The 13,340-nt window shown below is 71.4% G+C and carries 7 protein-coding genes; 3 read left to right on the top strand and 4 right to left on the bottom strand.

Annotated features, from left to right (window positions below):
• Positions 1 to 159: 159 nt before the first annotated feature.
• The 4 genes from NQO67_RS40315 to eccB all read right to left on the bottom strand — a co-directional run bounded on the left by NQO67_RS40315 (position 160) and on the right by eccB (position 5,466).
• A complete protein-coding gene (locus NQO67_RS40315) occupies positions 160 to 1,899 on the bottom strand; it encodes a hypothetical protein (protein ID WP_255955530.1) in 1,740 nt (579 codons plus the stop codon).
• Positions 1,896 to 2,318 (bottom strand): DUF2563 family protein, encoded by a 423-nt coding sequence (locus NQO67_RS40310; RefSeq protein ID WP_255955529.1) that lies wholly within the window; start codon positions 2,316 to 2,318, stop codon positions 1,896 to 1,898. Before NQO67_RS40310 ends, NQO67_RS40315 begins: the two co-directional genes overlap by 4 nt.
• A 312-nt stretch (positions 2,319 to 2,630) precedes the next feature.
• Complete coding sequence (gene mycP, locus NQO67_RS40305) at positions 2,631 to 3,932, bottom strand: type VII secretion-associated serine protease mycosin (RefSeq protein WP_255955528.1); 1,302 nt, start codon at positions 3,930 to 3,932, stop codon at positions 2,631 to 2,633.
• A gap of 10 nt (positions 3,933 to 3,942) precedes the next feature.
• Positions 3,943 to 5,466, bottom strand: a complete 1,524-nt coding sequence (gene eccB / locus NQO67_RS40300) for a type VII secretion protein EccB (protein ID WP_255955526.1) — start codon at positions 5,464 to 5,466, stop codon at positions 3,943 to 3,945.
• 209 nt (positions 5,467 to 5,675) lie between these two features.
• Here eccB and eccE point away from each other — a divergent pair, with 209 nt between their 5' ends.
• The 3 genes from eccE (at position 5,676) to NQO67_RS40285 (ending at position 12,719) form a co-directional block, all read left to right on the top strand.
• Positions 5,676 to 7,019, top strand: a complete 1,344-nt coding sequence (gene eccE / locus NQO67_RS40295) for a type VII secretion protein EccE (protein WP_255955525.1) — start codon at positions 5,676 to 5,678, stop codon at positions 7,017 to 7,019.
• 5 nt (positions 7,020 to 7,024) lie between these two features.
• Positions 7,025 to 7,903, top strand: a complete 879-nt coding sequence (locus NQO67_RS40290) for a hypothetical protein (RefSeq protein WP_374119284.1) — start codon at positions 7,025 to 7,027, stop codon at positions 7,901 to 7,903.
• Positions 7,904 to 8,591: 688 nt separating this feature from the next.
• Positions 8,592 to 12,719: an SCO5717 family growth-regulating ATPase gene (locus tag NQO67_RS40285; protein ID WP_255955524.1), complete on the top strand. Its 4,128-nt coding sequence runs from the start codon at positions 8,592 to 8,594 to the stop codon at positions 12,717 to 12,719.
• Positions 12,720 to 13,340: the final 621 nt, after the last annotated feature.

Here is a 13,340-nt window from a genome sequence, read left to right as displayed (position 1 = left end):
CGCCGCAGGAGCGAATCCTGCAAGTGCGATAGCCCAGGCACCCAGCGCAGCCGCTATGGAGCCCGAAGTCCATCCTCTGCGCCCTCGGATCCGCACAGCCGAACTGGCGCTTCGGTCGGTGCCTGACTTCATGCCTCTGTACATCCTCGCTCGAAGGGCCTATTCGGTCGCTGGTGGTGCGTGCGGTGTCTCGTGTTGGGTCGTGTGCTCAGCACCATTGACGTCCTGATGTTGCGGACGTTCGGTCGCCCTTTCGGGGTGATGGCGGTCGGCAGCGTGGTTTTGCTCTCCATTACCACGTACCAGCCCGGATCCACCCTGCGTGAACCCGGCCCGCTCTCCCTTGGGACCTGTAGTGCGCTCCGTTGGGGCCCCGACAACTCCCTCGGGTGCACCCGGTGCGGGCCGCACGGACGGCGTCTTGGGGCTCGCGGGTTTCTGAGCGCCGATCACGCCGCGCTGTCCCAGCTTGCCCCCGGTCCCCGAGGTACGACCACCGTTTTGCTGCTGGCCACCGATGACGGTGCCACGAGGCACACGGGAGGTCGCTCCGGGTGTCTGGCTGTTGGGCCGGCCACCCACGACGCCGCCCTTGCGGACCGCGCCTGCCTGCGATGACTTCGCCGGACCCGCGGCCCGCGGGGTGCCACCAGAAACAGCACGGCCCATGGGCATGCGACCGGTCGTGCCACCACGCCCCGTGGCCCGTGCCTGACTGGTCAGTCCACGCCCCATCGGGTTATTGGTGGTACCGCGTGCTGTGGGGTTGACATTTCGGTTTCCCGAAATCGCCTCACGGCCCATCGGTCCCGGGGTCTTACCGAATGCCTTCGGAGGGGTGCCGTTCTGACTCGTGTTCAGCGGCCCCGGCCCGGTGGTAAACGGATTCACCGGGTTGGTCTGTCCGTGCGAGGGTGAAATCGGCCCAGGGTCCGTCACGGTTGGTGGGGCCTGCGTGAGCGGCGGAGGGGCGCTGTCGATCTCCGTGCTCACATTTTGGTGTGGCAGGTCAGAGATCGTCCCATGTGCCTTCAGATCAGGACGGTCGCCTCCGTGAGCGACAGCGTGGCCATGGGCACTTGAATCCGGTACGCCACCCTCCCGTTCGAGTGTGCCGGTGTTGGTACGGCCGGTCCCCCCGGTGTCTTTCCAACCACCCACCGGCTGAGGAATCCCCGGATCCTTCATCGGCGTAAACGTAGGCGGGTCCTTCGGCATCGAAGTGGCCGCAACCGTATAGAAGGAGGCCAGCCGATTCACCTGATTGATGGCCTCTTGGCGGTGGCCCTCGACCTTGACCGCCTCGTCGTACTCGGGGTTCCCCTCGACCCGCTTGTGCTCGGGAATCTCCTCGACGGTCTTCTTGTGCGCCCGGGTGTCCGGCGGGGGCATGGAGCCTTTGACCGAGGACAGGCCCGAGCCGGCGACGTGGAGTTGGGTACCGGCCTTACTGGCGTAGTCGGACAGCTTGTGAGCGTTCGAGACGAGCTCACCAGCCCATTTGCCGAAACTCCTGCCGCCCTCACCGTCCCAGTCGACGTTGGCGACGTGCCCGCGGAGTTCCTCGGCGGCGTCGCTGATGGCGTCGCGCGCATCCCAGAGTGCCTGACCCGCACGCGTGAGGTGACCCGGGTCGGCATGCTCGACGAGGTCGATCAACTCGTTGAGCTTGCGTCCTTCGAAATCAGTCGGACCGTTCTTCCCGTTAGGGACACGAAACGGATCGCCCAACCCGGGAAAGAACGCGTGGAGGAGGCCGCGCACGGCAGCTTCCTGACCGGCATCCTTGTTCGTCTTCGCGACTTCGCCGGCCGCGTCCTTGGACGCCTTTGCACTCCGGTCATCGGTGACCTTCGCGTGGTGCGGGCCGTGCGGACCGTGGTTACCGTGAAGGCTCATGACATCGTGTCCTTGGGCTTGCCGGCATTCTTGGACTTGTTGCCAGCGCCGTGATCATCCTCAGTGTTCATCTTCTGGATCTGCGTCTGCAACGCGTGGAACCGCCGGCGCTGATCGTCATCCAGGTTGTCGTAGCCGATGTCCGCGCCGTGCACCGCGATACCCATGGCTTCGATCTGGAGACCGAGCATCTTGGAGAGGTGCTTCAGTTCCTCGTGAACCCTGGCGTACTGGGTGTAGAGGTGGTCCGCCTCATGGAACTCGCCAGCACCCTTGAGGGCGGTGGGAGGCAGTTCGTGCTGGGCGACCTGCTTCGCGCTCCCCGGTGACCCGTCAAGCTTGTCGAGGACACCGTCGACCCGCTTCTTGAAGGTCTTCAGCGCCCCCGCTCCGCGCCTCAGATCGCTCGCTTCGGACATCGGGTCTTCCCTCCCCGTCTCCCCTGCCTCTGCTCGACTACCCCTCGCCGAACCGGCGACAGCCACGGCTCACCGCGTCTTTATTACTTTAGTCTTGCCCCAGAGGCGGGCCAACTGATCTATGTACTAGCTCAGTTACGAATCAACCAAGATCACATCGTTCAGTGCCGCTTTGCCCCGTTTTCCACCCCGAACTCAGCGGCGAGAGCCAATAGTGCCACGCCGCTCACAGGGCGGTGGCCAACCCCCCGTCAAGTCTTCACAACCGGAGCCCGGTCCACTGTCAACGGCAGCTCGCCGCGGCCCGAAATCTCACTCCTGCCCCCGCACCCTGCGCCTGCGTCGCCGCGCGTCTCGGACCGCCACTCCCGTGCCGGACAGGACGGCGACCGCTATCACCGCGCTCAGGGCGACGTACGTCCCCAGGCGGGCGGAGCGCTCGGCCTCGGTCTCGCCGATGTGGAGGGGGGCGGGCTCGGGGGCCTGGGCGTTGGTGAGGCCTTGGTGGGAGACGGGCTTCTCGATCGGGTGGTCGTCTTCCGTCAGGGCGCGCACCGGGTCGACGACGCCCCAGCCGACGTTGATGTTCCAGCCGTTGGTGGTGCGGTCCGCGGTCTGTTCGATCTGGGCGATGATCTCCTTGGGGGTCCAGTCCCTGTGCTTGGCCACGATGAGCGCGGCGACGCCGGAGACGTAGGGTGCGGAGAAGCTCGTGCCGTCGTCGGAGCAGTGGCCCTTGCCCGGGACCGTCGACACCATGTCCACGCCGGGGGCCGCGACGCCCAGTTCGCCGCTGCGTTGGGAGAACAGCGCGCGTTCGTTGTTGCGATCCGACGCGCCCACCGCGAGGACGCCCGGGTAGGAGGCTGGGTACGTCTTCTCCTTCCCGGTCTTGGCGCCGTTGTTGCCGGCCGAGGCGACGACCACGACACCGTGCCGGATGGCGTCCTCGACTGCGTTCTCCAGGCTGGGTGCGGGTTTGACGCCGCCCGCGGTGTCCTGGGAGATGTTGATGACGTCGGCCTTCTTCTGCACCGCGTACGCGATGGCATCGGCCAACAGCTCCGCCTTGCCGTGGCCCTCGGCGTCGTTCTGTTTGATCGGGATGATCGTGGCTTCCCGCGCCAGGCCCACGAAGCCGGTGCCCTTGGCGCGGCGGGCGGCGATGATGCCCGCGGCCTTGGTGCCATGGCCGACGGTGTCGGTGGTGCCATGTTCGTTGCCGCGGTCCTGGATGGCCTCGCCCTTGTCGTCCTTCTTGGGCAGGAAGTTGTTGCCCGCCGCGACGTCGACGGCGCCTTTCAGCTGTTTGTTCTTCGTGTCCACGCCGGTGTCGATGACCGCGACGCGGACCCCTTTGCCGGTGGACTGCGCCCAGAGCTCGTCCAGCAGCACCCGTTGGAGGGACCACGGCGTACCCGGGTACATGTCGTTGTCCGGGAAGGAGTTGCACTCACCGGCCGCGACCGCCGGTGTACCGGTGGCGGTGAGCAGGCCGGCGGTCGCGACCGTGGCGAGCAGTGCGGCAGCGGCGGTGCGTGCGTACGAGGACACGCGGGCGCGCCGGGGGCGCGGGCGGTGCGCTGCTGGAGGTGTCCGTCGCGTGGCGGTCATGGGTGTCACCTCACGAGCCCTGCGGTTGGCAGGCGGCGGCGGTCGACAGTCCGGGGCCGGTCGGCAGGAACCTGGACCAGACGTCGGGGATGGGGTCCGGCTTGACGTTCTCGTAGCCGAGCCGCTGCCTGGCCTCCTGGCTCTGCTGCTCCTTGTTCTTGCTCGTCCCGCCGACGCATGAGCCCTCCGTGGAGCTGTCGCCGTTGGCCTGGAGCACATAGCGGAGACCGGTGTCGGTGACGAGGAAGACGGGGCCGCTCGTGGGGTTCGAGCCCGTGAACTCACGGAACAGCTGGCCGGACCCGGGGGTGACGTAGGCGCTGCTCGAACCCGTCGGGAGCGCTGCGGGGAACGCGGTACCCGCCCAGGTGCTCAGGGTCATGGCGCCGCTGTTGCCGTCAACCGAGCGAAGCACGTTGCAGATGGTGTTGGTGGCACCGGACTGGGCCCCGGAGTCGTTCACCCGCTTGGGCTGGTTCTCGGGCCACTTCTTGTCGCCACCGTACGGGGTGGTGCTGGCGGTGATGGCGCCACGGTTGACCGAACGGGGCTGCCCGTTGGGATTCACGGACACCAGCGCCGAGTCACCCAGCAACAGTTGCGCCATGAAGTCCGACACGGGCGCCACCGACGAGCGCAGCACCACGTAGAACTGGTCCGCGCCCGCCACCGAAGCCTTCAGTACGGTGCCCACCTTGCTGGCGTCCTCGTCGAGCTGCCCGCCGACGTTGGCGGGCATGCCGGCGCCCTCGATGGTCGGATAGCCGATCTTGTCGCCCAGGTGGAGGGTGGCCAGCCATTCCTTCGACACCTGCTGGGGTTGCGGGTTCTCGCCCAGCAGGGAGCTGAGCATTCCCTGCTCGTCGTCGAGCGGATACGCCCAGCCGCGGGCGTCGACCAGGTAGAGGATCTTGTCCGGCCCCTGGACGTACAGCACTTCACCGCCCTTCAACCGTCCGCTGGCGTCGATGCGCCGGTAGCCCTTGTCGCTGGACGCGAAGACGAAGGCGGCCTTCTGGATGCTGGTGCCGGACTCCTTGCCGGCGGGGCGCTGGCAGACCGCCCAGCGCTTGTCCTTCTTCGCCTCGTCCTTGTCGGGCAGCCGGTCCGGGGCGTAAGGGATGCCGATGGTCACGCCGTGCGGGATGTCGCCGTTGTCCAGCACGGACTCGTCGACCTTGATGACCTCGCCCTTGTCGGGGTCCAGGAGGAGCTTCGCCGAGGCCATGTTCAGGACGGGGTGGAGCTGGACCTTGCCGTCGGTCTTCAGGACGACGTAGCGCGTGGTGGAGTCGCTGGCGATGATCACCTTCTCGCCAGGGGTGTCCCAGTCCTGCGGGGCGGTCGGCTTGATCATGCCCCAGGCGCCGAAGGCGGCCAGGATGACCACCGCGATGATGACGCTGGGGACCACGGATCGCAGCGGTCGCGGGGCGTTCTCCTCGGAGCCGGTGGCCGAGGGCTGCACGAAGGCGGCGAGCATGCGGCGCTTCGCGAAGGTGTAGGCGTTGAGTTCATCCCGTCGTGATGCCATCTGCGTCCGCCGCTCCCCCTTGCTCCCTTGACGCCGCCCGAACCCCGGGCGGGCGCCGGGTTGCTGCCGCCCCGTCTTGGTTGTCGGACCCGACCCCTACTATGCCTGTTGAGTGATCGCTCGTGGGACGCGGGTAGGCTGCAGATCGGGAAACCGCCTGCCCGCAGGGGCGTATCGAGGGATACGGACGGAATTCGGGGGTTTGAGCAGTGACTTCCGCTACGCGGGCACGGCCCCGGTCGAGGTCCCGGTCCGGTGCGCCGTCCGGTTCGGGGCAGCAGGGCCACCGGCAGGCGTCGTCGTCCGCGGACGATCGCGGCCCCACGTCCGTCTCGTTCCGTCTCACCAGCCGTTCCGGGCAGTTCATCTCGTTCCGCCTCCAGCAGTTGGTGCTGTTGGAGACGGCCGCGGCCATCCTGCTCGGAGCCTGGGTCACCAAGAACTATCTGGTGATGGCGCCGGGCGTGGTCGTCGCCGGGGTGCTGGTACTGCTGGCGGTGGCCAGGCGCCGCGGCCGTTCGCTTCCGGAGTGGCTCGGCACGGCCCGCGCCCTGCGCGCCCGCCGGCACCACGCGGCGAACTCGTCGATACCGCCCGGCACCGAGCCCGGTTTCGCCCCCGCACTGGAGTGCGACCCGGCGTTGCGCACCTACGCCTACGGCGGTCAGGACCGGCGCCCGGTCGGCCTGGTCGGTGACGGCACCTTCCTGACGGCCGTCCTCCAGGTCGAGTCCGACGCGACCGCGCTGCGCAATGAGCGCGACCGTCGCCCGCTGCCCCTGAAGCTGGTCCGCGAGGCGCTCGACGTCGACGACATCCATCTGGAGTCGGCGCAGATCGTGCTGCACACCCAGCCGGCACCCGCGCTGCACCTCCCCCAGGAGTCCGTGGCGGTCAGCAACTACGCGCCCCTCCAGGCGCAGACCGGTGCGCCCGCGGTCCGGATCACCTGGATCGCCCTCAAGCTGGATCCGGAGCTGTGCCCCGAGGCCGTGGCCGCGCGCGGTGGCGGCCTCGTCGGGGCGCAGAAGTGCGTGGTGCGTTCGGCGGACCAGCTGGCCAGCCGGCTGACCGGCGAGGGGTTCCGCGCGACGCTGCTCACCGAGGAAGAACTGACGGCCGCCGTCGCGACCTCCGCCTGCGCCAACCCGATGGTCACCGCGCAGGCCGGGCGTGCGGAAGCACCGCAGCGCAGGACCGAGGAGACCAGCCGCACCTGGCGCTGCGACAACCGCAGGCACACCACCTACTGGATACGCCGCTGGCCCCACCTCGACCGCTCGGGCGCCGCGTCGCTGCCGCAGCTGGTCGCCCTCATCACCGCCGTCCCGGCACTGGCCACGACGTTCAGCATCACCCTGGGCCGCGGCGAGCACCAGGGCATGACGGTGCGCGGCTTCGTGCGGGTGACCGGACGCGGCGACACCGAGCTGGTCTCCGCGCGCCGCAAGCTCCAGCAGGCCGCCCGGCACACCCGGACGGGCCTGGTGCGGCTCGACCGCGAGCAGTTGCCCGGTGTGCTCGCCACCATGCCGCTGGGAGGCACCCGCTGATGGCCATGACCACACCTCCGGGCGCCCCCGGGATGCCGGGCGGCGTGAGCGGCCGGCCGGTGAACGCGGCCCATTCGGGCATGCCGGGGCCGGGTGTGCCCGGGCAGGGCGGCATGGGTGTCCCGCTCGGGGCGGCGGCCCAGGGTGGTGCCGTGGCACCGAGGGGCCTCCGGGGGCGGATGCGGGCCGGATTCGGTCTGATGGGGCCGCGGCACGGCCGGCACGCGGTGTCCGCCGAGGACCTGGACGCGCTGTCGCTGCCCGTCGGCGACGACGGCGTGGTGATAGGGGTCGACGCCCAGTCCCGCCCCGCCGTCCTCGGACTGCACCGTCCCACGCCGTACGACATCTTGCTGATCGGCGGCCTGTGGACGGCCCAGGTGATCGCGCTACGGGCGGCCGCGACCGGTGCCCGGGTCGCCGTGGAGACCGGCCGCGCCCCGGAGTGGGCGACCCTCGCGCAGGCCGCAGGCGGTGCACAGCAGTGCATCACCCTGCATGACGTCGGTCGGGTGCCGCCGCTTGGCCCGTCAGCGGGCAGTCCCGTTCTCGTCCTGCGCGACTGCGGCATGCAGCCGCCGCGCGGGCGCGTGGTGTCGGGCCCCTGGCAGTCCGTGCTGACCCTGCTGCCCTACATGAGTCCGGTGGCGCCCCGGCTGATGCGCCAGTGCCGGCTGGTGGGCGTCCAGCGGCTGTCGCCGCAGGAGGCGGCCCAGCTCGGGCGGCGGCTGGCGCTGCCCCGGGCGGACGTGGACTCCCTGCCGACCCTCGCCGACGGCGTCACCCTGTGGTGCGCCGGCCGGGACCGGCAGTACGTGATGACCCAGGCCACCGACGCCGAGACCGGACTGCTGGGCATGCCCCGGCGGATGGACCGGCCGTAAGTCCGGGCGAGCAGACGGGACGGCGCACGGCAGGGCCATCTGTGCGGCGGTCAGCCCATGACAGTGCGGCGGTCGGCGCCGCGCGGTGAAGACCCTGTACGGAAAGTGCGACCGCACGTCATGCGAACGAATGTCTGACCCTGGTAGCGGAGTGCCGCATCCGCTCTGCGAACGCACCGCGCAGGAGCACGCCTACGATCCGACCGGGTATGTAAAGGCAAGTCCGGATTGACATGCCCGACAGGGGCAGTCCGGCTATAAAGGGGCATACGCGCTGACGTCATCAACACAACGAAGGATGGGGCGACTTCGTCCGGCCCATCCGGATCTCGTCCCACCTGGTGCGGAGTATGTCGCTCCGGTCTGGCCGTGGTATCGAGCGGACGGCCATATGCAGGTCCGCGGACGGGCCTGCCCCCGAGGCCGTTCTGATGATTAGGCTGGGTCCTGGGTGCGACTGAAGAATCCGTGAGCGAGCGGTGGCATCCAGGGGGAGCCGTGCGGGGCCGGACGGTCTGGGACACGGTGGAGTGGCCACGGTCGGCTCAGGTCGTCCGCGGGCAGCTTCAAACGACCTCGGACCAGCGGACCACTGAGACCGGCCGGGCAACCGCGGCGGCCGAGGCGGCCGACGAGGAAGCGGTCGCCCGACACGGCACGAGGGTGCTCGACCACACCAGGAGGAATTGTGAGCAGCGATCGGGACGGTATGCGCGGGGGCTGGGAGACACCCGACGACGACCAGTCCGACGCCGAGTCCGCCTTCGAGGCGACGGGAGAGTTCACCATCGACTACGCCCCGCCCGCCTGGTACACGCAGAACGCCTCCGGCAGTTCGCAGGACGTGTCCTACGCCCCGGGCTCGACGCCCCCGCCTGCTGCCCCCGTCCCTCCGGTCGGCTCGGCGCCTCCCCCCGCACCGACCGGCGAGCCGGTGGACCAGCTGCGGCTGCCCGAGAACAGCGGCTTCGAGCCCCGCTGGGGAGCGCCGGGCGCCGACGCCGGGCAGGCCCCAGGGGCGGGCTACGGCCCCGGCCAAGGACAGGGATACGGGTCCGGCGCGGCGGGCGGCTACGGCCAGGGGGCGCAGGGCGGGGCTGACCCCAGCTCAGGCGCCCCGGCCACTCCGGACTACGGCGGGTCTGCATGGGCGAACGCGGCTCCGGCAGGCGGCCCCGGTGCCGCGGCACCTCCTGGCAGCGGGTACGACTCCGGTGCAGGCGGCGGGTACGGCTCGGGGTACGACGGCGCTTCCGGTGCCGGTCAGGGCGCGGGTCAGGGCGCCAGCCAGGGCGCGGGTCAAGGCGCCGGTCATGGTGGCGGTCCTGGTGCCGGATACGGCACGGAGCAGGCGCCCGGTGCCGGTTCCGGATTCGATCAGACCGGGGGCGCGCCCCCGGGTGACGGCTCCGGGAACGCAGGTGCGGGTGCGGGTGCGCCTAATGCTTCCGGTGCGCCCGGTGCCGGCTTCGATGCCTCCGATGCCTCCGATGCCTCCGATGCCTCCGCGGCCGGGACGGACGACTCCTGGCGTGGTAGCAGCGATGTCGAGAGCAGCACGACGATGCGGTTCTCCTCGGTGGCCCTCCGGCGTCAGCTCGCCGAACTCGCCGCGCAGCACGGCAACACGGCGCAGGAGGACGGCTCCACCGCGGACCCCGAAGCGCCACGGCCCCTTCCCGGCGTGGTCCCTGCCGACGGGTCCGGAAGCGCCGATGCTGCCCGCTCCGGCGAGGCGGCGAACGGCACCCTGAGCGGCGCGGAGTCCCCGTACGGCGGCGAGAGCGACGAGGGCTTCGGCGCGGGCGAATCCTCCGAAGAGGCCTCGTCTGCCGCGGAGACCTCCCCGGAAGACGCCGTCCCCTCCGACGACGAGCACTCGAGCTGGTCGCTGGGCAAGCCCGGAGCGGGCGACGCACCATCCGGCACGGACACAGACGGGGACGGCTTCCCCGGCACGGAACAGGGCGCCGAGGACACGGCCCGAGGCGGTGACGGCACGTCCGGTGACGGCGCGGACGACGACGGGCAGCGGGCGGCGTTCGGCACCGAGGACTCGGGCGACCCGACGGCCCACGCCGACGACGGCGGACCGACCGACGGCACGCGTGACACCGACGACGCGGCCGAGCACGCACACGCGGACGCCGGCACCGACGGCGTCCCGGCCGGGGCATCGGACGTGGGCACCGACACCGACACGGACGGCGGCCCCCAGGACGCGGTCGCGCACGGCGACATGGCCGGCGGCAGCACGCCCCAGGCCGCCTCGGAGGGCGGGCAGGGCTTCCCCTCCCCCTGGGCGCCCGGCGCACAGGCCGGGCTTCCGCCGCTGCCCGACGCGTTCCAGCCGGCCACCCCCGCCGAGGGCACACCGCAGCCCGCACCGCCCGCGTCGGCGCAGCCGGCGACGTCGTACCAGTTGCAGGCGCCCCTCCCCCCGCAGCAGCCCGGCGCACAGCAGCCGGCACCGCCCGCGTGGCCCGGTCAGGATCCGGCGTCGGGCGGCCCGCAGGGTCCGGCCCCAGGCCAGGGCGGAACGCCCGGCACCCCGCAGGGCGGCTACGGCTTCCCCCAGGGCCAGGGCCAGGGGCCCACACCCCCTCAGACCCCGGACCAGCAGGGCGGCTACGGCTTCCCGCCAGCAGGCACGCCAGCACAGCCGGGCGGCTACGGCTTCCCCCAGCAAGGCGCCCAAGGACAGCAAGGCAGCTACGGCTTCCCCCAGGGCCAGAGCCAGGGCCAGGGGCCCACACCCCCTCAGGCCCCGGACCAGCAGGGCGGCTACGGCTTCCCGCCAGCAGGCACGCCAGCACAGCCGGGCGGCTACGGCTTCCCTCAGGGAGGGGCCCAGGGACAGCAGGGCGGCTACGGCTTCCCGCAGCCCCCCGTGCCCGGGCAGCCGGACCCCAGGAACCCCGCCCCCGGGGCGCCCCACCTGCCCGTACCGGCACAGCCGGCGGCGGGTCAGCAGCCTCCGGCACCAGGGCAAGGAGGGCCCCAGGGCCAGCCGCCCGGGCCGGGCGGCCAGGGTGGCCTGCCTCCGCAGGCGACACCGGGCCAACCGCCGACGATGCCGGGCCAGCCCGGCGCCTTCCCGCCCGGCGGACCGCAGGGCCCCGGCGCGCCGGGTCAGGCCTCGGGAGCACCCCAGGGACCGGGCGGCGCGCAGGGCCCCGGCGCACCGTTCGCGCCGCAGGGACCGGGCGGACCGCAGGGACCCGGCGGACCGCAGGGACCCGGCGGGCCGCAGGACCCCGCACACCCGCAGGGACCGGGGGCGCCGGGCGCACCGCAGTTCCCGGGTGCGCCGCAGGGCATGGGCGCCCCCGGCACGCAGGCACCGGCCGGCCCGCCCGCCGGGCAGCCGGGCGCGCCGGGGCAACCGGGCGCCCCGGGCCAGCCGGGTGTGCCGTATCCGCAGACCATGCAGCACGACCAGCGGCAGCCCACCAACCCGGGTGCGCCGCTCGGGTACACCGCGGCGGTCGAGCTCTCCTCCGACCGGCTGGTGAACGCCAAGCGGCAGAAGGCCAAGAGTTCGCGGCCGGCCGCGGGCGGCGGGCGGTTCAAGCTCGGTGGCAAGAAGGAGGAGGCGGAGCGGCTGCGGAAGCTCGAGCTGATCCGCACCCCGGTGCTGTCGTGCTACCGGATCGCGGTGATCAGCCTCAAGGGCGGGGTCGGCAAGACGACCACGACCACGGCCCTCGGCTCCACGCTGGCCATCGAGCGGCAGGACAAGATCCTCGCCATCGACGCCAACCCGGACGCCGGCACGCTCGGCCGCCGGGTGCGGCGCGAGACCGGCGCCACGATCCGTGACCTGGTCCAGGCGATTCCGTACCTCAACAACTACATGGACATCCGGCGGTTCACCTCGCAGGCGCCGTCCGGTCTGGAGATCATCGCCAACGACGTCGACCCCGCCGTCTCGACGACCTTCAACGACGAGGACTACCGGCGCGCCATCGATGTGCTCGGACAGCAGTACCCGGTCATCCTGACCGACTCGGGCACCGGTCTGCTGTACAGCGCGATGCGCGGGGTCCTGGACCTGGCCGATCAGCTGATCATCATCTCCACGCCGTCCGTGGACGGTGCGAGCAGCGCGTCGACGACGCTCGACTGGCTGTCCGCGCACGGGTACGCGGAGCTGGTGCGACGCTCGATCACGGTGATCTCCGGGGTCCGCGAGACCGGCAAGATGATCAAGGTCGAGGACATCGTCGGCCACTTCGAGACCCGCTGCCGCGGGGTGATCGTCGTCCCGTTCGACGAGCACCTGTCGGCGGGCGCCGAGGTCGACCTCGACATGATGCGGCCCAAGGTGCGCGAGGCGTACTTCAACCTGGCCGCGATGGTGGCGGAGGACTTCGCGCGGCACCAGCAGTCGCACGGCCTGTGGACGGCGGACGGCAACCCTCCGCCGCAGGTGGCACCGCCCATGCCGGGGCAGCAGATGCCCGGTCAGCCGATGCCCGGGCAGCCTATGCCGGGTCAGCCGATGCCCGGCCAGCCGGCTCCGGGGCAGCCGGGAATGCCTCCCCCCGGACAGCCCGGAGGGTGGCAGGCGCAGGCGCAACCACAGCCGCCGGGCGGCGGAGCACCGGGGCACCCCGCACAAGGGACGCCCGGACCAGGCGCGCCCGGGCAGGGCATCCCCGGGCAAGGCGTTCCCGGCCAGGGCATCCCCGGCCAGGGCATCCCCGGACAGGGGACCCCCGCACAGGGCGTTCCCGGGATGCCGCCCGGACCCGGGGCACCCGCAGGGCCCCCGCAGCCGAACGGACTGCCCCAGGGCTGGACCCAGAGGTAGCGGCAACCCACCTCACGACCACCCACGACGAACAACCACAACCACCCGGCCGACCAAGGCCCACCACCGCACCCCAGACCGCGCCACACGCCGGCGCGATCTGGGGTGCTCCCGTCCCGGCCCCCGCTGGCCGAAAGTCGCATCCCGCTCGAATACCGCGGAAGCGGCCTGGTCGGTGATCTGGGCGGTGTCGGCCGCCATGACCGCGTCCGTGGCCGTCAGGCTCTGGCCTGGCAGTTTTCAGTGGTCTTGACCAATGCGTGAGAAATCCGGTTCAACTCGTTATTTCCGCAGGCCACATGGGGTCCGTGGGACGTTGACTCGTACTGACTCGCGCTGATAAACACACTCATCTACCCAGCTGGCGCACCATGATCAAAAAGCCATCTCTGCGCGAGCGACGAGGCGAGGTCGGACCCATGGACAGACAAGATCAGCACGGCCGGCGCTGGCCCGGCCGACCCCTCTACAGCCGCGTATCGGCCCGGGCCCTCGCGCGCGCGGCCCGGCGCACCGCCCGGTGGGTGACCCGGCGCGCCGACTCTCCGGGCGCCCGTGACGCCGCGCCACTGGCCGGGCGTCCCGCGCCCCGCCGCCGTATCCAGGTGGTGCTGGCCGCCG

Origin of the sequence: Streptomyces odontomachi (assembly GCF_024435355.1) — a bacterium.
GTDB classification, from domain to species: domain Bacteria; phylum Actinomycetota; class Actinomycetes; order Streptomycetales; family Streptomycetaceae; genus Streptomyces; species Streptomyces odontomachi.
Note: the sequence above shows the minus strand (reverse complement) of the source record. Positions and strands in the feature narration are given on the sequence as shown.

Excerpts from the sequence above, each read along its gene's own strand:
- NQO67_RS40310 (WP_255955529.1), bottom strand. The coding sequence starts at position 2,318 with ATGTCCGAAGCGAGCGATCTGAGGCGCGGAGCGGGGGCGCTGAAGACC.
- NQO67_RS40290 (WP_374119284.1), top strand. The coding sequence starts at position 7,025 with ATGACCACACCTCCGGGCGCCCCCGGGATGCCGGGCGGCGTGAGCGGC.
- eccB (WP_255955526.1), bottom strand. The coding sequence starts at position 5,466 with ATGGCATCACGACGGGATGAACTCAACGCCTACACCTTCGCGAAGCGC.
- mycP (WP_255955528.1), bottom strand. The coding sequence starts at position 3,932 with ATGACCGCCACGCGACGGACACCTCCAGCAGCGCACCGCCCGCGCCCC.
- NQO67_RS40315 (WP_255955530.1), bottom strand. The coding sequence starts at position 1,899 with ATGAGCCTTCACGGTAACCACGGTCCGCACGGCCCGCACCACGCGAAG.